Annotated in this window: 24 protein-coding genes and 1 pseudogene; 14 read left to right on the top strand and 11 right to left on the bottom strand. The window is 50.0% G+C overall.

Annotated features, from left to right (window positions below; genetic code table 11):
- Positions 1 to 161 precede the first annotated feature (161 nt).
- From J5224_RS02955 to J5224_RS02965, 3 genes and pseudogenes are all read left to right on the top strand, one after another.
- Positions 162 to 236 (top strand): annotated as a pseudogene (locus J5224_RS02955) (GNAT family N-acetyltransferase); the annotation flags it as partial.
- A gap of 427 nt (positions 237 to 663) precedes the next feature.
- Positions 664 to 948 (top strand): hypothetical protein, encoded by a 285-nt coding sequence (locus J5224_RS02960; RefSeq protein ID WP_264623938.1) that lies wholly within the window; start codon positions 664 to 666, stop codon positions 946 to 948.
- Positions 949 to 1,062: 114 nt separating this feature from the next.
- The gene (locus J5224_RS02965; RefSeq protein ID WP_264623939.1) at positions 1,063 to 1,713 is read left to right on the top strand and encodes a hypothetical protein; all 651 of its coding nucleotides are present in this window, start codon (positions 1,063 to 1,065) and stop codon (positions 1,711 to 1,713) included.
- A 52-nt stretch (positions 1,714 to 1,765) separates the two neighbouring features.
- On the opposite strand, the gene J5224_RS02970 is transcribed toward J5224_RS02965, so the two are convergent.
- Together J5224_RS02970 and J5224_RS02975 are read right to left on the bottom strand one after the other, a co-directional pair.
- Entirely contained in the window at positions 1,766 to 1,960 is a 195-nt protein-coding gene (locus tag J5224_RS02970) for a helix-turn-helix domain-containing protein (RefSeq protein WP_264623940.1), read from the bottom strand.
- Positions 1,961 to 2,062: 102 nt separating this feature from the next.
- Entirely contained in the window at positions 2,063 to 2,611 is a 549-nt protein-coding gene (locus tag J5224_RS02975; RefSeq protein WP_264623941.1) for a hypothetical protein, read from the bottom strand.
- Between the two features lie 514 nt (positions 2,612 to 3,125).
- On the opposite strand from J5224_RS02975, the gene hcp1 reads away from it, so the two are divergent.
- From hcp1 to J5224_RS03010, 7 genes are all read left to right on the top strand, one after another.
- A complete protein-coding gene (gene hcp1, locus J5224_RS02980) occupies positions 3,126 to 3,644 on the top strand; it encodes a type VI secretion system effector Hcp1 (protein ID WP_264623942.1) in 519 nt (172 codons plus the stop codon).
- Between the two features lie 94 nt (positions 3,645 to 3,738).
- Positions 3,739 to 5,748, top strand: a complete 2,010-nt coding sequence (tssI, locus tag J5224_RS02985; protein ID WP_264623943.1) for a type VI secretion system tip protein TssI/VgrG — start codon at positions 3,739 to 3,741, stop codon at positions 5,746 to 5,748.
- Positions 5,748 to 6,227, top strand: coding sequence for a DUF4123 domain-containing protein (locus tag J5224_RS02990; protein ID WP_264623944.1), 480 nt, complete (start codon positions 5,748 to 5,750; stop codon positions 6,225 to 6,227). Before tssI ends, J5224_RS02990 begins: the two co-directional genes overlap by 1 nt.
- Entirely contained in the window at positions 6,224 to 6,556 is a 333-nt protein-coding gene (locus tag J5224_RS02995; protein WP_264623945.1) for a hypothetical protein, read from the top strand. Before J5224_RS02990 ends, J5224_RS02995 begins: the two co-directional genes overlap by 4 nt.
- Positions 6,557 to 6,558: 2 nt before the next feature.
- Positions 6,559 to 7,185: a restriction endonuclease fold toxin 5 domain-containing protein gene (locus J5224_RS03000; RefSeq protein ID WP_264623946.1), complete on the top strand. Its 627-nt coding sequence runs from the start codon at positions 6,559 to 6,561 to the stop codon at positions 7,183 to 7,185.
- 12 nt (positions 7,186 to 7,197) lie between these two features.
- Positions 7,198 to 7,947: an immunity 52 family protein gene (locus tag J5224_RS03005; protein ID WP_264623947.1), complete on the top strand. Its 750-nt coding sequence runs from the start codon at positions 7,198 to 7,200 to the stop codon at positions 7,945 to 7,947.
- Between the two features lie 10 nt (positions 7,948 to 7,957).
- Positions 7,958 to 8,218 carry a PAAR domain-containing protein gene (locus J5224_RS03010; RefSeq protein ID WP_264623948.1) on the top strand — a complete coding sequence of 87 codons (261 nt, stop codon included), beginning with the start codon at positions 7,958 to 7,960 and terminating at the stop codon, positions 8,216 to 8,218.
- A 463-nt stretch (positions 8,219 to 8,681) separates the two neighbouring features.
- Here the strand turns inward: J5224_RS03010 and J5224_RS03015 are convergent, their stop codons facing one another.
- Positions 8,682 to 9,605, bottom strand: coding sequence for an AraC family transcriptional regulator (locus J5224_RS03015; protein WP_264623949.1), 924 nt, complete (start codon positions 9,603 to 9,605; stop codon positions 8,682 to 8,684).
- A 250-nt stretch (positions 9,606 to 9,855) separates the two neighbouring features.
- Here J5224_RS03015 and yqhD point away from each other — a divergent pair, with 250 nt between their 5' ends.
- Positions 9,856 to 11,019, top strand: coding sequence for an alcohol dehydrogenase (gene yqhD, locus J5224_RS03020; RefSeq protein ID WP_264623950.1), 1,164 nt, complete (start codon positions 9,856 to 9,858; stop codon positions 11,017 to 11,019).
- A 62-nt stretch (positions 11,020 to 11,081) separates the two neighbouring features.
- Here the strand turns inward: yqhD and J5224_RS03025 are convergent, their stop codons facing one another.
- Both J5224_RS03025 and J5224_RS03030 read right to left on the bottom strand, forming a co-directional pair.
- Positions 11,082 to 12,188, bottom strand: coding sequence for an NADH:flavin oxidoreductase (locus tag J5224_RS03025; protein ID WP_264623951.1), 1,107 nt, complete (start codon positions 12,186 to 12,188; stop codon positions 11,082 to 11,084).
- Between the two features lie 71 nt (positions 12,189 to 12,259).
- Positions 12,260 to 12,730 carry a MarR family winged helix-turn-helix transcriptional regulator gene (locus J5224_RS03030; protein ID WP_264623952.1) on the bottom strand — a complete coding sequence of 157 codons (471 nt, stop codon included), beginning with the start codon at positions 12,728 to 12,730 and terminating at the stop codon, positions 12,260 to 12,262.
- Between the two features lie 169 nt (positions 12,731 to 12,899).
- Here J5224_RS03030 and J5224_RS03035 point away from each other — a divergent pair, with 169 nt between their 5' ends.
- From J5224_RS03035 to J5224_RS03045, 3 genes are all read left to right on the top strand, one after another.
- Complete coding sequence (locus tag J5224_RS03035; RefSeq protein WP_264623953.1) at positions 12,900 to 13,433, top strand: hypothetical protein; 534 nt, start codon at positions 12,900 to 12,902, stop codon at positions 13,431 to 13,433.
- A 649-nt stretch (positions 13,434 to 14,082) separates the two neighbouring features.
- On the top strand, positions 14,083 to 15,495 hold the full coding sequence (gene pykF, locus J5224_RS03040) for a pyruvate kinase PykF (RefSeq protein WP_264623954.1): 1,413 nt from the start codon (positions 14,083 to 14,085) through the stop codon (positions 15,493 to 15,495).
- Between the two features lie 366 nt (positions 15,496 to 15,861).
- Positions 15,862 to 16,098 carry a major outer membrane lipoprotein gene (locus J5224_RS03045; protein WP_195312335.1) on the top strand — a complete coding sequence of 79 codons (237 nt, stop codon included), beginning with the start codon at positions 15,862 to 15,864 and terminating at the stop codon, positions 16,096 to 16,098.
- 215 nt (positions 16,099 to 16,313) lie between these two features.
- Here J5224_RS03045 and J5224_RS03050 read toward each other — a convergent pair whose 3' ends face one another.
- From J5224_RS03050 to sufB, 6 genes are all read right to left on the bottom strand, one after another.
- Positions 16,314 to 17,327, bottom strand: a complete 1,014-nt coding sequence (locus J5224_RS03050; protein ID WP_319802414.1) for a L,D-transpeptidase family protein — start codon at positions 17,325 to 17,327, stop codon at positions 16,314 to 16,316.
- 285 nt (positions 17,328 to 17,612) lie between these two features.
- Positions 17,613 to 18,029, bottom strand: coding sequence for a cysteine desulfuration protein SufE (gene sufE, locus J5224_RS03055; RefSeq protein WP_264623955.1), 417 nt, complete (start codon positions 18,027 to 18,029; stop codon positions 17,613 to 17,615).
- Between the two features lie 102 nt (positions 18,030 to 18,131).
- The gene (gene sufS, locus J5224_RS03060; protein ID WP_264623956.1) at positions 18,132 to 19,355 is read right to left on the bottom strand and encodes a cysteine desulfurase SufS; all 1,224 of its coding nucleotides are present in this window, start codon (positions 19,353 to 19,355) and stop codon (positions 18,132 to 18,134) included.
- Positions 19,355 to 20,659 (bottom strand): Fe-S cluster assembly protein SufD, encoded by a 1,305-nt coding sequence (sufD, locus tag J5224_RS03065; protein ID WP_264623957.1) that lies wholly within the window; start codon positions 20,657 to 20,659, stop codon positions 19,355 to 19,357. Before sufD ends, sufS begins: the two co-directional genes overlap by 1 nt.
- Positions 20,634 to 21,380 carry a Fe-S cluster assembly ATPase SufC gene (gene sufC, locus J5224_RS03070; RefSeq protein WP_264623958.1) on the bottom strand — a complete coding sequence of 249 codons (747 nt, stop codon included), beginning with the start codon at positions 21,378 to 21,380 and terminating at the stop codon, positions 20,634 to 20,636. The genes sufD and sufC overlap by 26 nt, the downstream gene beginning before the upstream one ends.
- A 108-nt stretch (positions 21,381 to 21,488) precedes the next feature.
- Positions 21,489 to 22,985, bottom strand: coding sequence for a Fe-S cluster assembly protein SufB (gene sufB, locus J5224_RS03075; RefSeq protein WP_222157332.1), 1,497 nt, complete (start codon positions 22,983 to 22,985; stop codon positions 21,489 to 21,491).
- Between the last annotated feature and the right edge of the window lie 2 nt (positions 22,986 to 22,987).

The raw sequence follows: 22,987 nt of genomic DNA on the forward strand, positions 1-22,987 counted from the left end.
CCGTAGAAGCCAGTAGCCATGCGGTTTTTGGTATTTCCAGTGTTAATAAATGCGGTAATCAAATCAACGTAAACTTGACTGACAACGTCATAAATTTATAGATTTAAAATCATATATTTATGTTCTTAAGGTGCGTTTCCGTGCCATCGGACTTCAAACCCCTATACACAATTAGCTTTCAGGACCCTGACTTCTACAAAAAGCACGGTTGGGAAGAATTTGGACGTATTGACTGAAAACCCGAAGGAGCAGGCCGTATCTTTATGAAAAAGTCTTTATAAAAGGTCTGCTGCTCGCTCTCAGCGGACATGACTACTCTTCTGATTGGCCGCCCAGTACCAGATATAGTCATTCACACCCTGAGAGTTACACTTTAAGTGGCCAGATTTAGTAAACCACTTCAGAGACGCTGCAGGGAATATACAGATTTATGGTGGTCATCACCATACTTGTAGACCACATGCAAGCTCTGCCAACTGTTCGGTCTCGCTCCTTTTAGGCACATGGTCATCCTGATAAGTCTCGCTAACTGACATAGCCTGATGAAGTCGGCAGAGACCTCTCTTGTTGTCTTACCACCAACTGGGCTAATTGACTTCTTTTATTTCAAGAAATTTTCTGTATCATCGGCTTGATAAGCTAAAAATATCTGAGAGGTGGTGTATGCCTTGCGTAGAAGTTGCTGTGTGGAGCGAGAGCGAGGTCGCCTGTTCTAAGCAAATTGTAGAGTTCGATTTTCCTATTTTTGTCTGCGATAAACATGAGTTATTCCTGAAAGCTGTTAATTATTATCTGGTCGATAAGGAATATATAGAAGATCGTCCTGATGATTTTTTGAATAACCTTGAATTATCCGAAGTAAAATCAATCACAACATCAAGAGATGTTATATATGAGTGCTATATATTTGACGAAAGCACTAATGAGTACACACATATTCATTCTTGACATAGGAAGATGCAATTTTTTCTCGTTCTGTTTAACCTTGCTGTTAATTTATAACATTATGGTTTGAGTTGTCGTTTTTATTTCAATGAAAATATTTCCGATAAGGATGGAGTTATGAAATCCCGAGATCTTAAAACAATTCATGATTTAATTGCAACTAATTATCAAAAGCTTGACCTTGGCAATGGTCGATTCTTACATACTTTTCAACCTGCAACAACTGACACAACCTATCAGTTTGAAGCTAATTTTGAAGATGCCATCGTTGAAGGAGAACGGTATAATATTGGTTTCACCGAAGAAAATGGCTGCAAGGTAGTCGATCTATCATGCCTATCCAAATCGTCCATTTTGGATAAAGATTTTAGCTATCTATATGCTCGTAATATGTCAAAGCAAAAGCATGATGAAAATAAAGGCAAGAATGACTCAAGAGTAAATTATCAAGCTGGAGATGGATATTACTGGGGTAGAAAATATGCGTGGCGAGAATTTGGTTTGGTTTTACCTCGCGATGCCTTCGAAAGCTATTTAATTAGTTGTGTTAAACATCCTATGATTGACTGTGTCGTCGAAACTGAAGGCTATCCCAAAGGTGAGGTTTCTATTGCTTTTAAAGAAGATGGTCTTGAAAAAGCTATTGATCAGTTAATAGAAACTGCTGTTATGGTTAAAAAAGGGCCTTATTTCAAATCCCCATTATATTTTAACAGTGAAAAAAGGTTTACTATTAAGGGTGTGCCTGCTATAACAGATAAGAAATAAAATAAATTATAAATAAGGTTGGTATTTGATTTGAATTTTTACCAACCTTATTTTATGTTGTTTTTTGGTTTTCACTCCATTTTTTATACCATCTTGAAGCTGTACGATATGATACCCTCATTATATAAGCAGCAGCCAGCGGAGTTGCTTTTGCATCATATAGCATGAACATTCCTTTCATACCTTCTGGACTAAATGTGCCATTGCTCTTTGTGTTTTTCGGATGACCAGGTTGTATAGTATCCATAACTTCACGAGGAATGCTGCGGATGATTTTATTTGTGGTTTCTATAGTAACATTAACCTTATCAATCCCAGCGTTAACCTTTTTCTTTAATCTCTTAATCTCTTAATCTCTTAATCTCTTAATCTCTTTAAGGTATGTTTTCTCTGCGGCATTAAATGCCAGTGTATCGAAAGATAGTTCAAAGAAAAATGAGTTTTCCATCATTTTCCTTTTTACCTTTCTTCTAATATTCTGTATATATTTGATTACTGAGTAATTATATTTTGCTATTTTATTTCCGCTAGTAAGTTCATATTTTGCAAGGTTAGAGCATGCTCCAATATCTATGGTTATTCTGTGAATCTCATGACCTATAGTATTACGGTAGTCAATCATATCTATCAGTTGTAAGCTTTCTTCTTGAGTTATGATTCCTTCTGAAATGAGTAATTCATGTGCTTTTTTAAAACTAATTTGCTCTTCGTTATTTGTTGTAGACTTCGTGCTATCAATAATTTTTCTTAGGCGTTTTGTAACTTTGACAGAGCTGATAATAAAATCTTTCAGGTTTTCCACATAGAAGAGCACTAACACCATTTCTAGTGCACGAAGTTTAAGTACATCTGCCTCTAATGTGGTTACGGTACGACCATGTGGGCGATGTCTTTCCATTCCTGAAAACTCCCCATTCAACTATCTGTATAATAACTATCAGCTTCGCTGCTTGAATAATCTGTGGCTTTAAGTCAACCATGATAGGTGAGCAGTATGTGTGAAGTCCTTGTAGTTAATGCCATTTCAGGTATCACCAGCTTGAGAAATTGCACGCTTATGGTTGTGTGAGCACACCTGTTTTAGTCCCGCACATCAACCATCAGCCGATCCCCCTCCAGTGCCATCAATCATCGTCCCCTACTTCTCAAGTCGAACGCCGGCAACTCACTCAGCCATTTTCAGCATAAGCACGCATTCTGCGCAACTTCTTGCTCACATTGCAGAATAAAACCCTGTTTTCGCAATGTTTGCAAACGATCCTGGAAGTCTGCGCAATATCTTGCGCAAATTTAATTTAAAAACAACCAGCAAATTATTTTATTCAATAAAAACAATTGGATAAAAAATGGCGCAAATATTGCTAAGCCTATGCCGTTATTTTTAAACCTGTTTAACCACAAGGAGCAACACCATGCCAACTCCATGCTATATCAGCATCGAAGGAAAAACGCAGGGCAATATCACCGCAGGTGCTTTCACCTCTGACTCCGTCGGCAACATCTACGTGCAGGGCCACGAAGATGAAATGCTGGTACAGGAATTCAAACACGTTGTCACCGTTCCGACTGACCCGCAATCAGGTCAGCCTTCTGGTCAACGCGTCCACAAACCGTTCAAATTCACCGTCGCGCTGAACAAAGCAGTCCCGCTGATGTACAACTCACTGGCCTCTGGTGAAATGCTGCCGACCGTGACCCTGAAGTGGTACCGCACCTCCGTGGAAGGTAAGCAAGAGCACTTCTTCTCTACCGTACTGACCGACGCCACCATCGTGGACATCAACTGCCAGATGCCACACTGCCAGGATCCGGCAAAACTGGACTACACCCAGCTTATCGAAGTCTCTCTGGCCTACCGCAAAATCGACTGGGAGCACACCGTTGCCGGAACCTCGGGTTCTGATGACTGGCGCGCGCCGATCGAAGCGTAAGCGCAGAGGCGTAACCCGGCCCAGTGCCGGGTTTTCTACCCTGAGGCATGGCCTGCGCCATGCCTGAGTGTGGATGATGGTATCAGGAGGGCGTGTGGCAAACAGTACAGGATTACAGTTCACGGTAAAGGTTGGCGCATTGCCCGAAAGCACCTTTGCCGTGGTGGATTTTCAACTGAGCGAGGTGCTGAATCAGCCGTTTGCTCTGTCGCTGAATCTGGCCAGTGCCCAGCCGGGTATCGATTTTGGCACGGTGCTCGACCAACCCTGTGAGCTGCTGGTGTGGTTTGACGGCGAGTTGAAACGCCGGGTGAGCGGGATTGTCAGTGCTTTTGCCCAGGGTGACACCGGCTTTCGGCGCACCCGCTATCAGGCGGAAGTGCGTCCTGCGCTATGGCGGCTGGGGCTGCGTACCAACGCCCGTATCTTTCAGGCACAGAAGCCGGAGGCGATTATCGGCACCTTGCTGGAAGAGTCCGGCATTACCGATTATGCCTTTACGCTGCGTAACGACCATGCGGTGCGTGAATACTGCGTGCAGTACCGGGAAAGCGATTTGGCCTTTATCACCCGACTGGCCGCAGAGGAAGGTCTGTACTTCTTCCACGAGTTTGAAGCGGGTAAGCACCGCGTGGTGTTTGCCGATGACAGCGGGGCGCTCGGCGAAGGCCCCGAGCTGTTCTTCAATCTTGCGGCACAGGGGTTGAGCGCAGGCGACTATGTGCGCCGTTTTCGCTATGCCGAGGCGGTCAGCACCGCCGAGGTTGCCCTCAAGGACTACAGTTTCAAAACGCCAGCCTATGGCCTGCTGCACAGCAAGCTGAGCGCGGAGCTGGCGCACCAGCGTGAGAGTTACCAGCATTTCGACTACCCGGGGCGCTTCAAGCAAGACCCGAGCGGCAAGGCCTTTACCGGCTACCGACTGGATGCACTACGCGCCGGTGCGATGACCGGCTCCGGCGAATCCAACGCCGCGATGCTGATGCCCGGCAGCCGCTTTACGCTCACTGAACACCCTAATCCGGCACTCAATATTGCCTGGCAACTGGTGGCGATTATCCACAGCGGTCAGCAACCGCAGGCGCTGGAAGAGGAAGGCGGCGGCGAGCCGACCACCTACAGCAACCGTTTCGAAGTCATCAAAGCCAGTACCACCTGGCGCGCTGACCTGCCGTACAAACCGATGGTGGATGGTCCACAGATTGCCACCGTGGTCGGCCCGGAGGGTGAAGAGATTTACTGCGATGAACACGGCCGGGTGAAGCTGCAATTCCCGTGGGACCGCTACGGTGCCAGTGACGGCCAGAGTTCGTGCTGGGTGCGCGTCAGTCAGGGCTGGGCCGGTGGTCAGTACGGGCTGATCGCCATCCCACGCATCGGCCATGAGGTTATCGTCAGCTTCCTCGAGGGAGATCCGGACCAGCCGATTGTGACGGGTAGAACCTTTCATGCCACTAGCCTGTCGCCGTATCCGCTGCCCGCCAATAAAACGCGCACCGTATTGCGCACCGCAACACATCAGGGCGATGGTTTCAACGAACTGCGTTTTGAAGACCTGGCCGGACAGGAAGAGGTGTTTATTCATGCCCAGAAGGACATGAACACCGTGGTGCTGAATAATCAATCTACCCTGGTAGAAAACGATCAGTTTTCACACATCAAAAATAACATGCACCACACCATCGATAACGAATATCGCATGCTGGTGAAAAAAGAGGCATCCCTTACAACCAATACCTCACTTCATGTAAAAGCCGATGATGGCTTATTGGTGAATGGCGCAAAGGAAATTCATCTGTCTTCCGGCCAAAAGATAGTGATCGATGCAGGAAGTGAAATAACGTTACAGGCGGCAGGTCATTTCATAAAAATTGACTCGTCAGGCATCAGCACCAGCAGCATCGTTAATATGGGAAGTGGCGCTCCCGGAGAGGGCAGCGGCTGGAAAGGAAAACTACCTGAAATCGTTAATCAAGAATCCCCCTCATTGCTTGCCGAGATAACCCCAGCGATTTCTCTGGCAGAGACAAAACCCCTGTGCCTGACCTGTTTGATGAAGGCCGCAGTCAGTGGGCAAACATTGGTTGTCAGAGGGGAGAAATAATGGCTGATGAACTAATTACTCACCTGAATGCCTATGGTTTGGTATGCGGCCTGCAATATGAACGCTACTTTCGAAAGGAGCTGGTTTACGAAAAAGCCGCGGTTTTACCGTTATTTCGGACGTACCCTGATGCTGAGATAGCCTGGAGCGGCCCCTGGATTATCCAACTGGATTCGGCATCGGAGTATCGAGATCAATTACTCGAACTCGCTCAAAAGTGCCCATCCGTCACATGGATAAAAAGTGAAAATGATATCGACCAGCTGGCCGCCCACCTTGCACAACAGTTGAACGTCAGACTGGAGGATGGACGGATCGCGCTTTTTCGATTTTATGATCCCAGGGTACTACACCGGGTCAAAGATATCTTAGCGCCGCCACAGCGGGAAGAGATGCTGCAAGGAATAGCAGAATGGCGATATTCCCTTGCAGGAAGCGATTATGCGCTACGTTTGAATGCGAAAGGATTGGCGTCATGAAGTTTAGCACTGAGCAGTTAGAAGCCATAACAAACGAGGAAAAACAATCCTTCATTAAAGATATTATTGGCGAAATCAAGTCAAAATATCCCCAGGTAATACAGGATGATATTGAGTGTGAAATGCGACTTACTGAGGCGTTGGATTATGCTGAATCGCTGGGCATTCATGACACCGGGCTATTACGTATCTTTCTCTACCTGGAAGCCTGTGAGCCCGGTTATGCGAAGAGCATTCCCATCAGGACCGCGCTGGAAGAATCGAATAACCCTGAGCAACGTTACCGGGACATTATCAACTCAGCGCTCAATCTGGCAAAAAGGACATAACTATGCCATTACCCTTAGCAGCATTAGCAGTACCGGCCATGGTAGAAGCGGCACAGTTTACAGCCGGTGTCATTGCCACAACTATCGGTGTTGCTGCGGTACATGACGCCATAAAGGATTCCGATAAAGAGGAAGAGGCTGAAAAGGAAGCCGCCGTTGCCGACTCGTCTAAATCCTGTGAGGATTGTCCCGCGATCCCCAAAGTGATCCCTGAAGAGGAGTTGTTTGACGGGGCAGAAATCAACCTGATGTATCAGGCGAGAATTTGCTCAACAGCCGTTCGCAAGGATAGCAGCAGCAAAAACTACATTCAGGAATTTGCTTTTCGCGATCCCAGACTGTTTAATCCTAAAAAGAAAGTTAAATTTGATGGCTGGAAACCTGAGCGCTGCCTGTTTCTTGAAGCAAAGGGACGCTATGATCAATTTTTCGACCAAGATGGAGAACCTGTTACATGGTACTCAAAATTAGAAGATCCCATTATTCAGGCCCGAAGGCAGCAGGACGCGATAGATTTATGCAATAACATACCTAAGTGTCACTGGCATTTTATGCAACCTGTTAGTCATAGTTATTATAGCGAACAGCTTAGATTATTACAGGATATAACCGCTTTTTATACTCCATAGAAGGTAATTTTTATGAAAAAAGTTATAATAAAAATTATATGTAAAGAACCTGATTTCAAAGAAATTAGAGATGGCATTGTTCGTGATACTGATATTGAAATGGGGGCAAATACTATATTGCAACGATTATTACTGTTATCTAGTTGTTATTCTGAAATAAGAAATAACTTTGATTGGTATCTAACAGGCACATCCCAAAAAGATGCGATGAAAAAACAGGTCATCAATGGCATTAATAGTGCTACTGACAATGCAAGCACTTTACTGTTTGACAGCATAAAGAATGATTACCCTATTATTGTAAAAAAAATATGGAATGAGTTTGGTGATACTATTCTTTGTTCTAATTTCACGCGCAGAAATACGTGTTTTTTTTCTTACGAGCTAATATGTAAAATTAATGACGAGAAGTGCATCACTAATTTCACATCTAAAACGGTAACTAAATTAATCGAAACAATAGCACCTAAAATAATTTTAGTGGAAACTAACAATTATAGTAGAAACGAAAAAAATGTTTTCCCTGATCGTTTTCCTGTCGGATGGATGTTTTATACGGATAGGGTTTTTGACCGAATTTTACCTGGGCTTGATAGTCAGATGCATGACATAACAAAAAATGATATTAAGATAGGGACTTTGTTTATAAGTAAAAAAGGATTTTTTGATGGTAACAATGAAAATGATATAAAACAGGCAAATGATTTGGAGATTTTACTGGCATCGCACAATATATTGCCAACGTATAAAGATATCTTCTGAGGAGAAATAAATGGACAGAATAGTTCGCCTTAATGACGCTACCTCACATGGCGGAAAAGTCATATCTGCACAGTCAGGGCTTACAGCACAGGGTATTGCGGTTGCTTGTGTAGGCGATCTGGTCGAATGCCCCCTTTGCAAAGGGGTTTACCCAATATCAGAAGCTCCGCATTTGGTAAAATATAAAGGAAAAAAGCTAGCTGTTGCTGGGATGCAGAGCACTTGTGGTGCAGTATTAATCGCAAGCCAAGGTTCAGCGAACATTAAATGAATCAATCGCTGTGGGTTGTTTTCGATTTTCCACACATGGCCAATGGCTCTGGGAATTTTGGTTTCTATAGCATATAGAACGTCAGAGAGAGTGACTGTACAGTTTCAAGTTTAAATTACGGGTCAATACCTTATAAGAACTTAATGAAGATTTTGACTTAGTTTTAAAATAAGGCCATAATTAAGTCCACTGGTTATGCTAGTGATAAAATTAAATTTGTTAAATCAAAGAGTCAGATACTGGATTTTAGTCCACTTGGTCGTACCAATTCATGTTGTATAGACGTATGCTAATGTCTATAACATCCTAAAAAGAATAAAGTTCCACTCTTCTCTTGCCCCAGTAAAATCTATTGAAATCTGCTCAATGCTAATGACGTTAAGTCCATTTGAATACAGCTGACTTCACTCCCAGAGTGTTACTGTTAAACAACACGCCCAAGACTCAAAACACCCGAGCGATTTCAGCTCTCTTCAACCGCCATATTGGTGACTTTCAGCCGTGCCACTTCATCACCTGGCGTTGCGCCAAAGTAGCGTTTAAATTCCCGACTGAATTGCGACACGCTCTCATACCCAACGCGCACCGCCGCCGCACCTGCCCGCACGCCGTCATTGAGCATCATCAGACGCGCTTTGTGCAGCCGGTAAGACTTCAGGTATTGCAGCGGTGAGGTATTGGTCACCGCCTTGAAGTTATGATGAAACGCGGACACGCTCATATTCACCTCCGCCGCCAGTTGCTCCACATTAAGGCTATCTGCATAGTGATTTTCAATACGACGCAGCGCTTTAGCGATCTGACTGAAATGGGTATGTCGGTTGACCAGCGCCTGCAACGCCGCGCCCCCCTCCCCGCACAGGATATGGTAGGTAATCTCTTTGACGATCATTGGCCCCAACACTCGCGCATCACGGGGGGTTTTCATCGCATCAAACAGTCGTTCAACGGCGCACAGCATCTCTTCGGTAAACGGCACACTGTTCACACCGCAAGAGCCTGAGCACGGGCGAATAACGCTATCATCATCGCCAATATCCAGCAGCAATGCCTGAAGTACCTGCGGATCAATTCGGATGGAGATCCCCACCAAAGGCTGTTCCGCACTGGCAATCGTCTCACATTCAAACGGCAGCGGCACCGTCATCAACAAATAGTTTTCTGCGTCATACTGAAAAACGGTATCGCCCACATAGCCAATCTTTCTTCCCTGAAACAGGATAACAATCGTCGGGTCATACATCACCGGCACTCGTGGGTGGGGTTGGTCCGTGTAAAGGATTTTTACCTGTGCTATCGGCGAGGGCGTAACCCAGTGCTGGGTGGTGTAGCTGAGCGCCTGCGTGATTATCTTGGCAAACACCGGGTTGTTTTGGGCAGGCGTCATCAGTAAGGCCTCGTTTGGGGTGGAAACCGTCTCTACAATAGGAAAACAACATGACACAAACGTCATTTTTTATCACCCAATTCTCCGGGTAATTGTAGAAATAGGCAATAACCCAACAGAAATGTGCATTGAATGCCTGCAGCCAGGTGCCGATAATAGCCCACATCATTCATACTGAACGATCGGTATCCATCTCCCGCAAGCGTCACCCGGGATTCCTTATCAAGGCGTTGAACTGGATAAATACCCTATGCAAAATTTCACACTTCATACCCCGACCAAAATTCTGTTTGGTGAAGGCAAAATTGCCGAAATAGGCAAAGAAATTCCTGCTGATGCGCGCATCCTTATCACTTACGGTGGCGGTAGCATCAAGCGTAACGGCGTACTGGATCAGGTTTATCAGGCGCTGGAAGGCCGTGATGTGCGTGAATTCGGCGGTATCGAACCGAACCCGTCTTATGAAACGCTGATGAAAGCCGTTGAATTGGTCCGTGCCGAAAACATTGATTTTCTGCTCGCGGTGGGCGGTGGCTCGGTCGCCGATGGCACCAAATTTATCGCTGCCGCTTCACACTATCAAGCCGCACAAGATCCCTGGCATATTTTGGAAACCACCGGCTCACAGGTAACCAATGCCGTGAAAATGGCTTGCGTGCTGACCCTGCCAGCAACCGGTTCTGAATCTAACAATGGTGCCGTTATCAGTCGAAAAACCACGGGTGATAAGCTGCCCTTCTTCTCCCCCTACACCTTCCCTCTGTTTGCCGTGCTCGATCCGGTGGTCACCTACAGTTTGCCGCCGCGTCAGGTCGCCAACGGCGTTGTCGATGCGTTTGTGCATACCGTTGAACAGTACCTGACCTATCCGGTAGATGCCAAAGTGCAGGATCGTTTTTCTGAAGGCTTACTGTTAACGCTGATTGAAGAAGGTCCGCGCGCGCTAGCCGAACCGGAAAACTACAAAGTCCGGGCTAACGTGATGTGGAGTGCCACCATGGCGCTGAACGGGTTGATTGGTGCTGGCGTGCCGCAGGATTGGGCTACTCATATGATGGGCCATGAATTGACCGCATTGCACGGGCTTGACCATGCGCAAACGCTAGCCATCGTGCTACCTTCCTTGCTGCAAGCGAAAAAGGCGCAAAAGCGCGCCAAACTGCTGCAATATGCAGAACGCGTGTGGGGTTTACGTGAAGGCAGCGAAGATCAACGCATTGATGGTGCTATCGCGGCCACGCGTGCGTTCTTCGAGAAAATGGGCGTACCTACCCACATGGCGGATTATCAACTGGATGGCAGTACCATTCCGACGTTGGTTGCCAAACTGAAAGAACACGGCATGACGGCGCTCGGGGAACACGCTGATATTACGCCGGAAGTGAGTCAGAAGATCTACGAAGCGGCACGTTAAGCGCCGCCCTCATTGCTGTGTCTGCGAAGGGAGCCAATGGCTCCCTTTGTCATAGCGATATCTCAGGCAAGTACGGCTAAATCTGCCGCATTAAATCCGCGTAGAGCATCCGTCTGACCCGACTGGACTTTTTCTGCCCAGTGCGCATCAGAAAGCAGAACGCGACCTACGGCGATCAGATCAAACTCGTCCCGCTCCATACGCGTATACAGGTTATCCAATGCCGCCGCGCCCGATCCCTCACCGCCAAAGGCAGCAAAGAAGTCAGAGCTTAATCCCACCGACCCAACGCTGATGGTGGCTGCACCGGTTAACTTCTTCGCCCAGCCAGCAAAATTCAACCCTTGCTCGCCGTCAACGTCCGGGAACTCCGGCTCCCAGAAACGACGTTGTGAGCAGTGCAGAATATCAACGCCCGCCTCAACCAGCGGTGCCAGCCATTCCGTCATTTCTTGCGGCGAGGTTGCCAGACGCGCTTTATAATCCTGCTGTTTCCACTGACTGACGCGCAGGATCAGCGGGAAATCAGGACCAACGGCCGCGCGAACAGCACGCACAATGTCCGCCGCAAAGCGGGAACGCTCACGGATGGTTGCTCCACCGAAAGCATCGGTACGCTTATTGGTCCCCGGCCAGAAGAACTGGTCAATCAGATAACCGTGCGCACCGTGCAGTTCCAGCGTGTCAAACCCTAACCGTTTGGCATCCGCTGCCGCTTGGGCAAAGGCGGCTACCGTGTCAGCAATATCCTCTTCGGTCATCACCACGCCGCGTGGCGCATCCGGTCCCACCAAGCCAGAAGGGCTTTCCACCGGGGCATCCGGCTCCCACTCTCCCGCGCGCGTTGAACCGGTGTGCCAAATCTGTGGGCCAATTTTACCGCCCGCTGCATGAACGGCATCGGCAACGCCCTGCCAGCCAGCCAGTGCCGCGTCACCGTGGAAAAAGGGAATGCCTGCCATATTGCGCGAAGCAGGACGGTTCACCACCGTGCCTTCCGTCAGGATCAACCCCACGTTGCCTTGTGCGCGACGACGATAATATTCCGCATTTTCAGGGCCAGGGATCCCCGCTTTTGCCATACCGCGCGTCATCGGTGCCATCACGATTCGGTTAGGCAGGTGCAACCCTTTCAACGTAAAGGGGGTGAACAAGATATTGTCGGACATGGACCTTTCCTTTTTAACGATTAGCGTTCACGAAGTGAGGTAAACGCAGCCAATTCTCAAGACAAGATGTATCAAGGGCAGTGGTGAGGTGGTTCGGTAACCCCTTCGCCGCTGCCATCAAGGCAATCAATGCACTCCTCAAGCAGTTGATGCAGCGCAGCGACCCGTTCAGCACCCAATTGTGCCACGATCGCCACCTGCGCCTCCTGCCACACCCGTTGCGCTTGCGCCTGTTTCTCCCGCCCTGCCGCCGTCACTTCAATCCGGCGACTGCGTGCATCATTCCCGGCACACATTTTTAGCCATCCTTGCGCAACCAGCGGCTGCATATTGCGTGTTAACGTAGAGGCATCCATTTGCATGTGTCGGGCCAGATCGACGGGGCGAACAGGCTCCAGTTTCACGGCATACGATAACAGCGCATACTGGGTATTTTTCAACCCGCATGTCGCAACGTAGTGATCGTAATGTCGCGTCACCATTCGCGTAAGCTTGCGCAACTTGAGGTTGGTACAGCCCTGAGACGTGTCTGTGTTTTTCATGTCGTTAATTGTATATGCAACCATTGTATATGCAACATTTTTACATCAGGACGATCGCGGTATTGGTCCATCATTCAGATAATAACGCGCGCAATAGATGAGTGTTCATGGTTTCACTCGGACATGATTAGCGATAAGCTCATGTTTTTTATATCTCTTTGGAGTTAGTGTGAAACGACTGTTATCAACCTTGCTTCTGGCAACGCTTACCGCTTATCTACCCGCAGCGCCTGCTGCCACGGATGTCACCATGACAACGCAATCCCCACAAGACACGGATGCCGTTTTGGCAAAAAAACATCCTAGCGAACTCTATCTGCACGCCAAACAACTGTTTGAAACCGGTCATAAGGATGAGGCTGTGACCTGGTTTTATATCGGCCAATTGCGTTGGCGCTACCATTTACTGGCACACCCCGAACTGCCGCCCGATGGTGAACCTGCGGCAATGGATGCCCTGAATGCTACGCTTGGGCAAGCGATTAATGAATGGGCAGGCGGATCGCCCAAAGCCTGGCGCGCAGCGATTAGCAAAGCGCTGGCATGGGATGCCGCTCACCCTAACCCTACCACACCCAAAGCGCAGTATGCTGACCAATGGCAGCAGGTGCGCGCCGGACTGATGCAGCTTGATGGTTACCTGCGTGATAACGAAAACCAGATCCGCACGGAACGTCAGGCTCGCGGTTTGGAAAACCGGTAAACAGACCTCTTCAGGTTCAACGAACAGAAAACCACACCAAACGCACTCAGGCTGTGTTTTCCAGACAGAAACACAGCCTTTTTTCACTCGCACACTCGGGTATCGCTCATAATCGCATCAGCTGTTTACCGCAGACGCTTTGTGCGCTCAGTAAGCGCAGCGCGAGGGCGCAGCGCAAACTCACTACTGTGCAGTTGCGCAATAAAAAGAAAGAAAATGAGGGAAAATGACAAAATCGTTAGTTTTTTTGCGCAAACACAAGAAAACGCGCTATCTTAGCAGCGTAATTATCTTGTTTCCCGATGCGTTATAACTATAATACGAAACGTTGTTTCATTGAATGGTTTCAGCAAATCGACGTGCCGAAAATACTACGATTAAACACTGTTACTGCAAACATAACTCCCCGAGACGCGCTGAGGGTTGAAAAACGCGTTTTACCGGTGGCGAGCGACGCGGTTGCAGCACATCCCCGCACTCGGTTTACCGCCGGTGGTAACAGGCCACGTCCATCATCTTTCATTCATCGTTATCCGCTACAATTACTATTCGCTCTGGACTCGCAAACACATTCCCTTCGTCGGTCCCGAATCCGGTGCCAGCGAACTCATGATTTTTTTATCCATCACAACTTGTAGAAAACACTCGTATGAAAAAGACTAAAATCGTTTGTACTATCGGTCCGAAAACCGAATCAGAGGAAATGCTGACCAACATGCTGAATGCAGGCATGAATGTGATGCGTCTTAATTTCTCACACGGGGATTATGCTGAGCACGGGCAGCGCATCAAAAACATGCGCGCGGTTATCGAGAAGACCGGTAAACAAGCCGCCATTCTGCTAGACACCAAAGGGCCAGAAATCCGTACCATGAAACTGGAAAACGGTGCGGACGTGAGTCTGGTCGCAGGCCAGACCTTTACCTTTACCACTGACCAAACGGTTATCGGTAACAAAGAACGCGTTGCGGTTACCTACGAAGGTTTCGCTACTGACCTGTCCGTCGGCAACACCGTACTGGTGGATGATGGTCTGATTGGTATGGAAGTCACCGCGATTAACAACGGTGAAGTAGTTTGTAAAGTACTGAACAACGGCGACCTGGGCGAGAAAAAAGGCGTGAACCTGCCGGGTGTGTCCATTCAGTTGCCTGCACTGGCTGAAAAAGACAAAAGCGATCTGATCTTCGGCTGTGAGCAAGGCGTAGACTTCGTCGCTGCCTCTTTCATCCGTAAACGTTCTGACGTTGAAGAGATCCGTGCTCACCTGAACGCCCACGGCGGCGAAAACATCCAGATCATCTCCAAAATCGAAAACCAGGAAGGTCTGAACAATTTTGACGACATCCTGGAAGCGTCTGACGGCATCATGGTTGCCCGTGGCGACCTCGGCGTGGAAATTCCGGTTGAAGAAGTTATCTTCGCCCAGAAGATGATGATCGAAAAATGCAACAAAGCACGTAAAGTGGTTATCACTGCCACCCAAATGCTGGACTCCATGATCAAAAACCCGCGCCCAACCCGCGCAGAAGCGGGCGACGTCGCGAACGCCATTATCGATGGTACCGATGCCGTCATGCTGTCCGGCGAAAGCGCCAAAGGGAAATACCCGTTGGAAGCCGTCACCATCATGGCGACCATCTGTCAGCGCACTGACGTGGTGATGAACGCACGTCTGGATGCACAGCAAGACTCTGCCAAAATGCGTATCACCGAAGCGGTATGCCGCGGTGCGGTGGAAACCGCAGAAAAACTGGATGCGCCGTTAATCGTGGTAGCGACCAGCGGCGGCAAGTCTGCGAAATCCATCCGTAAATACTTCCCGCACGCGCGTATTCTGGCACTGACTACCAATGCCATCACTGCGCGTCAATTGCTGCTGAGCAAAGGCGTTGATACGCTGCTGGTGAACGAAATCGCCTCTACCGACGACTTCTATCGCATTGGTAAAGAAGCTGCGCTGAAAAGCGGTTACGCACAACCGGGCGACGTTGTTGTGATGGTTTCTGGCGCACTGGTTTCCAGTGGCACCACCAACACCGCATCCGTACACCGCCTCTGATCGTTTCCATTGGCTGTCGCGGTTAACGACGCGGCAGCCAGTCAACGTTCAATCGTGAGTGAATTATCGATAGTAAAAAAGCGCCGTAAATGGCGCTTTTTTATATTTTTATGTTATCAATCGACTACACTCAGTAAATAAGTACTATTCCGCTCCACCTATTTCCGCAGAATATATCCCCAATTTGCATCATAAAAGACCGCTGTTTTCACTCCTTTTTTAACTACTCTGTAAAACTCGCTGCTTCTTTGAGCGAACGATCAAAATTAAGCATGTTCTCATCAAAAATTTATTCTCATTAGAAAAAGCTTTGTGTAATACTTGTAACGCTACATGGAGATTAACTCAATCTAGAGGGTATTAAGAATGAATCGTACTAAACTGGTACTGGGCGCGGTAATCCTGGGTTCTACTCTGCTGGCAGGCTGCTCCAGCAATGCTAAAATTGACCAACTGTCTTCTGACGTTCAGACTCTGAACGCTAAAGTTGATCAACTGAGCAACGACGTGAACGCAATCCGCGCTGATGTACAGGCTGCTAAAGATGACGCAGCTCGTGCTAACCAGCGTCTGGACAACCAAGTTCGTACTTACAAAAAGTAAGAATTGGTTAAGTAGTGAAAATGGCGCACAGTGTGCGCCATTTTTTTTGCATGTTATTTTGCCTATTCAGCCTATGTCGTCACCGCCTCCTGCAACCCGCTGACGCACGTCACAAGATTCAGATAACCTGGCATTGAGAACGATTTTTTCCGGCATTCACCGGGGAGTGGCGTTAATGCGCGCTCAACGGTCGCTGAGCGCGTTTTATCGGTGAATTACTGTGAGACACTGACTGAAGAGATAGGCGCGGCCTGATGCGTTTCAGGCGCGGTTAGCGCAGGTTCCTGAAAATGTTCTACGCTTTGCCCGGCGCTCACCAGAATCGGCATCCCGGAACGGCGCACAATGGCATCGGCCACCATTTGGCTATCCGTTTCTGCCGCATGGATAAAGCTCTGAATCTGTTTATTCAGCGGAATTGCCATGGTTTGCGGATCGTCCTTGGACGTTTTAGACAGCGGCTGATGCACTTCAATGTAACGCTTGCCGTCTGGCTCCACCGAGGTTTTTACCGCGTCATTAACGATTTGTACTCGAGTGCCTACCGGTACGTTATTGAATAACCATTCAATGTCATCGGCACGCAGGCGGATACAGCCGGAACTGACACGCATACCAATACCGAAGTTAGCGTTAGTGCCGTGCAGCAGGTAGACACCGCCATGGGCCGCCAGACGCAGGGCATGCAGCCCCATCGGATTATCAGGCCCCGCCGGCACAACCGCCGGAAGTTTGATGCCTTCTTCTTCCAGATAGCGCTTACGAATGTTAGCCGTCGGCGTCCAGGTTGGATTAGCACGTTTTTCACTGACCGACGTGACCATCAACGGGGTGTTGCGGCCCTGCTGGCCGATACCGATCGGGAAAACGATAACGGTGCCCTTCCCTTTCGGGTAATAGTAAAGGCGCAACTCAGCCAGATTAACAACAATGCCCTCGCGCGGCGTATCCGGCAGCAGCATCTGCGTCGGGATGGTCAAGGTGGAACCCGGCGTTGGTAAATAGGGATCGGTGCCGGGATTGGCTTCCAGCATATTCAGCAGGCCGATTTTAAAATCAGAGGCAATCGCTTCCAGCGGCCGACCATCATGCGGCACCGGATAGGCAATGTTCTCACCGATCAGTCGGCTACCCACGGGGGGCAAGGGGTATTCGGTGGCATTCGCCGCCGTGCTTCCTACCAGGTAGGTCGCCAGTACCATACCCAAAAATGTAAACATACGCTTCATACGAAAATCTCTACAGGTTGACGTTATTATTCGTTTGTCATTGATACCAGCCGGGGCCTGAATGCAGCCACTTCCGTCGGATTCTGCAAGTGTAGCATGCTAAAAATACTCACAGGTTTTATTTGCTAATCAATGCGTTAATATGCAGTTCTTGACAAAGCACCACGACAGAATAAAAGGCGTTTCTGGTAATAGCCAGCGGGGTAATCTGAAAAAACAGGCGGTTGGCGCGCGAACGCCGTGTTTGAGTGAACCAGCCCGCCGTAAACGGGCTGGTTGGCAGGATCAGGCCAAGGTCGACGCTTTGGCGCGAATGGCGCGTAGCATCGCTTCCAGACCCTGTGAGCGAGACGGCGTCAAATGCTGACTGAGCGCCAGCGCCGTAAAGAAAGGTCGCACATCAAGCGCCAACACTTGCTGCGCCGTCAATCCTTGAAACAGGCTGAAGACCACGGCAACCAGTCCCTTGACGATAGCCGCATCGCTGTCACCGCTAAAAACCAGGTGGCCCTGCTCATCACCCGTCATCACAATCCACACCTGACTCTGACAGCCAGCAATCAGATTCTCGGGTTGACGCCACGGCTCTGGTAACGGGTCTAAACGACTGCCCAGTTCAATGATATACAGATACTTCTCTTCCCAATTGTTGCAACGAGAAAAATTTCGCAACAATTTTTCTGGATCTGGCAAGCTTGCCATGAATTCCTCCCAACAGGCTGACATGCACGCCTACCCCATGCCACCTGGCGACAACGCCAGAACAAAAAGACAAGGGGAAACGCAGACGTGCATAAAGGCTTATCAGCCTCCCAGCAAATGATGAATACGCTGTAGTCCGGCAACCAGCCGATCTATTTCTTCACGGGTAGTATAAACCGCTAACGAGGCGCGGCACATACTGGGTACGCCATAATGTGCCATCAATGGCATCGCGCAGTGGTGACCGGTACGAATGGCAATACCGTACTGGTCAAGGAAACTGCCGACATCGTAGGCGTGATGCTTGCCAAGGTTAAAGGCAATCACCCCTTTTCGCTCTGCCGGACCGTAGAGCGTGATATCCGGTACCGTACTCAGCGCATCCAGCGCGTAGTGCATCAGCGCCGTTTCGTAATCGTGAATAGCGTCCAGCCCGATGGCGGAGACATAATCCAGCGCGGCACCCAGCCCCATGATCCCACCCGTGTTGGGCGACCCTGCTTCAAAGCGCCACGGCGCATCAGCATATCGGGTACCCTGTGTCAGGCTGACGTCACGAATCATCGCTCCGCCCCCTTCCCACGGCGGCATGGCATTGAGCAGCGCATGCTTGGCGTACAGCACGCCAATACCGGAGGGACCGTATAGCTTGTGACCGGAAAAAGCATAAAAATCACAGTCTAACGCCTGCACGTCCACACGCTGATGCATTACCGCCTGCGCACCGTCAACCAGCACCACGCTACCAACCGCCCGCGCCCGCGCAATCAAGGCTTCCAGCGGGTTTTCCGTGCCCAGCACGTTGGAAACCTGGGCCACCGCCAACAAGCGGGTATGCGTATCCAGCAGCGTATCCAATTGGCGTAAATCCAGCGTACCTTGCGCCGTGAGTGGCAGCACGCGCAGCTCAACGCCTTGACGTTCCGCCAGCATTTGCCAGGGCACAATATTGGCATGGTGCTCCATTTCGGTGATCAGAATATTGTCACCGGCTTGAATAAAAGCGCTGCCGTAGCTGTTAGCGACCAGATTGATCGCTTCCGTTGTGCCACGCACGAAGACGATCTCTTCCGCTGACGCCGCATTGATATAGCGCGCAACCTGTTCACGCACCGCTTCCATCGCGCTGGTCGCCTGTGCGCTTAGCGTATGAATGCCACGGTGCACTGCAGCATATTCATTACTGTAAAACGCCACTTCCCGGTCAATGACCGCCTGCGGTTTCTGCGCGCTGGCGGCGCTGTCGAGATACGCCAACGGCTGCCCGTTGACCTGCTGCGCCAGCACCGGGAAATCGCGGCGAATACGCTCAATCGGATAATTCATCAGGCCACTCCTGCCGCATTCGGCAGGCGCAACGCAATACGCTGCAACACCGCTTCTTGCAGCGTGTCGTTATCGAGCGCTTCCGTCAATTCGGCAGCAAATGCGTAGATGATCATCTGCTGCGCGTCCTGTTGTGAAATACCGCGCGAACGCAGATAGAACAGTTGCTCGTCATCAATACGTCCAACCGTGGCACCGTGGCTGCACTTCACATCATCGGCGTAAATCTCGAGCTGCGGCTTGGTATCCACTTCCGCCAGACGCCCCAGCAGCAGGTTGTTGTTGGTCATCTGCCCGTCAGTCTTCAATGCCCCTGGCGCGACCTTGATCATACCGTTGAACACTGCGCGAGCCTTGTCACTGACAATCGCCTTGTGCAGTTGGCGGCTTTCACCGTGGCCCTGATTATGTTCGAGGTAAGTGCGGGTATCGCACACTTCATTGCCAATCGGCAAAATCAGGCTGTTGATAGAGAGGTTGACGCCTTCACCGTTAATCTGCGCGCTGGTGTGGTGCCGAGTTAATCCGGCACCCAGCAAGAAACTGTGGCTGCGCACACGCGCATCCCGTTCCAACACCAGATCGTTGTGGGCGAAGTGGTAACTGGCAGCCGCTTCAAACGCCAGCTTGAGGTGTTTTACCTGGCTGTTGGTAGCAGCATGCACCGTCAAGCGCGTACCGGTGAAGTGTGCCTTGTCATCCAGACTGACGTAGTGCTCAATAATCTCTGCGCTGGCTCCCGCCCCAACATACACATGGTGACGCTGGTGTGCCATGTTCAGGCTGGCAGACTGTCCGCTGCTGATATGCAGAATATACAGTGGTTTCTCCGCATGACATCCGGCTGGCAAACGAATAGCGCTGTGCTGCTCTGCCAGACTTTCCGTCAGGTGCAAAAACAATTCAGGTTGAACCGCCGCCAGATCGGTGGGTGCCGCATGGGGCGCGTTCACCGTAATCTGGTAGGGCCCCCACTGCGCATCGCTCAACGTCGCGTTGAACACGCCATCGACAAACACCAGACGCCAGCTCTCCAGCGCCAGTGCATGTACCGCCAGTGTATCTTCATCAAGGGTCACGGCATCCGGTGCGCTGAACTGCTGCGCCAGCAGCCCATCCAGCAGGGTATATTTCCAATGTTCGTGCTTGCGCCCCGGCAAACCGAGTCGAATCACTTGCTGCCAGTGATGTTGCGCACTGGGCGCATCCGCCGCGCGTGAAGCGTCAAACAACGCCTGCCACTGCTGGAGCGTTTTGGCCTGTTTTTCAGCCAGCGTGTTACTGTTGGTCGGTAAGCCAGCCATAGCCTTGCTCCTCCAACTGTTTCACCAGCGAAAAATCGCCCGACTTGACGATGCGGCCTTGATAGAGCACGTGCACATAATCGGGTTGGATATAATCCAGAATACGTTGGTAGTGCGTCACGATAATAAACGCGCGCTGCTGATTACGCAGCGCGTTAACGCCGTTAGCCACAATCTTCAGCGCATCGATATCCAGCCCGGAGTCTGTCTCATCCAGAATGCACAATTCCGGCTCGAGCGCCGCCATTTGCAGAATGTCATTACGTTTTTTCTCGCCGCCGGAAAAACCCACGTTAACCGAACGGGTCAACAAATCTTCCGGCATTTTCAGCAGTTTGATTTTATCTTCAATGAAATCGGCAAAATCGAAGCGGTCCAGCGGCTCCTGCTCACGGTATTTACGCACGGCGTTGACGGCGGTTTGCAAAAAAAACTGGTTACTGACGCCGGGGATCTCAACCGGGTACTGGAAGGCCATAAAGATGCCCTCACCGGCGCGATCTTCCGGGTCTAACTCCAGCAGGTCTTTCCCCTGAAACGTCACCGTGCCATCGTTGACTTCATAATCTTCACGGCCCGCGAGCGTGGCGGAAAGCGTACTCTTACCGGAACCGTTGGGTCCCATGATGGCGTGAACTTCGCCGGGCTTCACCTCAAGGTTCAGTCCGTTCAGGATGGCCTTACCTTCAACGCTTACGTGTAAATTCTTAATGCTTAACATAGTTTATCCTTGCGGCGCCGTATCGAGCACGCCTGATAACATCAATTCGCGTAGGGTGCTGTCAGATTGACATTCGGCACCCTGCTGCATTTTTATTGTGCGCCGCGCTTAGCCGACGCTGTGTTCCAGACTGATCGCCAGAAGCTTCTGCGCTTCAACGGCAAATTCCAATGGCAGTTCCGAGAACACGTCCTTACAGAATCCGTTCACGATCATCGAAATCGCGTCGTCTTCACTGATGCCGCGTTGCAGGCAATAGAACAGTTGGTCTTCGCCAATGCGTGAGGTTGTCGCTTCATGCTCCAACTGCGCGCTGTTGTTGCGCACTTCCACATACGGGAAAGTGTGTGCACCGCAGTCGCTGCCAATCAGCATCGAGTCGCACTGGGTAAAGTTGCGCGCATTGGTGGCCGTCGGCATGATTTTCACCAGGCCGCGATAGGTGTTCTCACTGTGCCCGGCAGAGATCCCTTTGGAGATAATCGTGGAGCGGGTGTTCTTGCCGATATGGATCATCTTGGTGCCGGTATCCGCTTGCTGATGCCCGCTGGTCAGAGCAACAGAGAAGAACTCACCCACCGAGTTATCGCCGCGCAGAATCACGCTCGGGTATTTCCAGGTGATGGCAGAACCGGTTTCAGACTGTGTCCAGGACATCTTGGCATATTCACCGGCACAGAGCGCACGCTTGGTCACGAAGTTAAGGATACCGCCCTTGGCATCCTGACCGGAGAACCAGTTCTGCACCGTAGAGTATTTAACCTCAGCGTTTTTGTTGACGATCACTTCCACCACGGCGGCGTGCAGTTGGTAGCTGTCACGCACTGGCGCGGAACACCCTTCGATATAGCTGACATAGCTGTCGTCATCGGCGATCAGGATAGTGCGTTCGAACTGCCCGGTCTTCGCCGCATTGATGCGGAAATAGGTGGAGAGTTCCATCGGGCAACGCACGCCTTTTGGGATGTAGACGAAGGTGCCGTCAGAGGCGACAGCGGCGTTGAGTGCAGCAAAAAAGTTATCGTTGGCAGGCACCACCGTGCCGAGGTATTGGCGCACCAGATCGGGGTGTTCCTGAATCGCCTCGCTGAACGAACAGAAAATAATCCCCTGTTGTGCCAGCTCTTCACGATAGGTGGTCGCCACCGATACCGAGTCAAAAATCGCATCCACCGCCACGGCTTGCCCTTCGCGCACCGGCACGCCGAGCTGATTGAAGGCATTTTCGACTTCAGCGGTCAGGTAGCTGTTTACCTCGGCAATGCTGGACTGCTGCTTAGCACCGGGTTCAGAGCCGCAGGTGTCATCACAGTGACCGCATGAGGGTGCCGAATAGTAACTGTATTCCTGATAGTCCAGCTTGTCATAGTGCGCTTTTAGCCAGTGCGGCTCCTCCATCTCCAACCAGGCGCGATAGGCATTGAGACGGAACTCCAGCATCCACTCGGGTTCGTTGCGTTTGGCGGAGATCGCTCGCACCACCTCTTCATTAACGCCACGACCCAGTTGGTCCGTTGGCAGTTCGGTGAAAAAGCCCTCTTTGTAGCGGCCATCCCCCATCCAGATTTGTACATCATCAGGTACATCTACATTGCTACGCGCCATAT

It is taken from the genome of Candidatus Symbiopectobacterium sp. NZEC135, assembly GCF_025962695.1.

Bases quoted from the DNA above. Each gene is read 5' to 3' on its own strand.
- sufE (WP_264623955.1), bottom strand. From the start codon at position 18,029: ATGGCAAGCTTGCCAGATCCAGAAAAATTGTTGCGAAATTTTTCTCGT.
- pykF (WP_264623954.1), top strand. From the start codon at position 14,083: ATGAAAAAGACTAAAATCGTTTGTACTATCGGTCCGAAAACCGAATCA.
- J5224_RS03010 (WP_264623948.1), top strand. From the start codon at position 7,958: ATGGACAGAATAGTTCGCCTTAATGACGCTACCTCACATGGCGGAAAA.
- yqhD (WP_264623950.1), top strand. From the start codon at position 9,856: ATGCAAAATTTCACACTTCATACCCCGACCAAAATTCTGTTTGGTGAA.
- J5224_RS02995 (WP_264623945.1), top strand. From the start codon at position 6,224: ATGAAGTTTAGCACTGAGCAGTTAGAAGCCATAACAAACGAGGAAAAA.
- J5224_RS03005 (WP_264623947.1), top strand. From the start codon at position 7,198: ATGAAAAAAGTTATAATAAAAATTATATGTAAAGAACCTGATTTCAAA.
- hcp1 (WP_264623942.1), top strand. From the start codon at position 3,126: ATGCCAACTCCATGCTATATCAGCATCGAAGGAAAAACGCAGGGCAAT.
- J5224_RS02965 (WP_264623939.1), top strand. From the start codon at position 1,063: ATGAAATCCCGAGATCTTAAAACAATTCATGATTTAATTGCAACTAAT.
- J5224_RS03045 (WP_195312335.1), top strand. From the start codon at position 15,862: ATGAATCGTACTAAACTGGTACTGGGCGCGGTAATCCTGGGTTCTACT.
- sufC (WP_264623958.1), bottom strand. From the start codon at position 21,380: ATGTTAAGCATTAAGAATTTACACGTAAGCGTTGAAGGTAAGGCCATC.
- J5224_RS03050 (WP_319802414.1), bottom strand. From the start codon at position 17,327: ATGAAGCGTATGTTTACATTTTTGGGTATGGTACTGGCGACCTACCTG.
- J5224_RS03015 (WP_264623949.1), bottom strand. From the start codon at position 9,605: ATGACGCCTGCCCAAAACAACCCGGTGTTTGCCAAGATAATCACGCAG.
- sufB (WP_222157332.1), bottom strand. From the start codon at position 22,985: ATGGCGCGTAGCAATGTAGATGTACCTGATGATGTACAAATCTGGATG.
- J5224_RS03000 (WP_264623946.1), top strand. From the start codon at position 6,559: ATGCCATTACCCTTAGCAGCATTAGCAGTACCGGCCATGGTAGAAGCG.
- J5224_RS03025 (WP_264623951.1), bottom strand. From the start codon at position 12,188: ATGTCCGACAATATCTTGTTCACCCCCTTTACGTTGAAAGGGTTGCAC.
- sufD (WP_264623957.1), bottom strand. From the start codon at position 20,659: ATGGCTGGCTTACCGACCAACAGTAACACGCTGGCTGAAAAACAGGCC.
- J5224_RS02970 (WP_264623940.1), bottom strand. From the start codon at position 1,960: ATGGATACTATACAACCTGGTCATCCGAAAAACACAAAGAGCAATGGC.
- J5224_RS02990 (WP_264623944.1), top strand. From the start codon at position 5,748: ATGGCTGATGAACTAATTACTCACCTGAATGCCTATGGTTTGGTATGC.
- J5224_RS03030 (WP_264623952.1), bottom strand. From the start codon at position 12,730: ATGAAAAACACAGACACGTCTCAGGGCTGTACCAACCTCAAGTTGCGC.
- J5224_RS02960 (WP_264623938.1), top strand. From the start codon at position 664: ATGCCTTGCGTAGAAGTTGCTGTGTGGAGCGAGAGCGAGGTCGCCTGT.
- J5224_RS02975 (WP_264623941.1), bottom strand. From the start codon at position 2,611: ATGGAAAGACATCGCCCACATGGTCGTACCGTAACCACATTAGAGGCA.
- sufS (WP_264623956.1), bottom strand. From the start codon at position 19,355: ATGAATTATCCGATTGAGCGTATTCGCCGCGATTTCCCGGTGCTGGCG.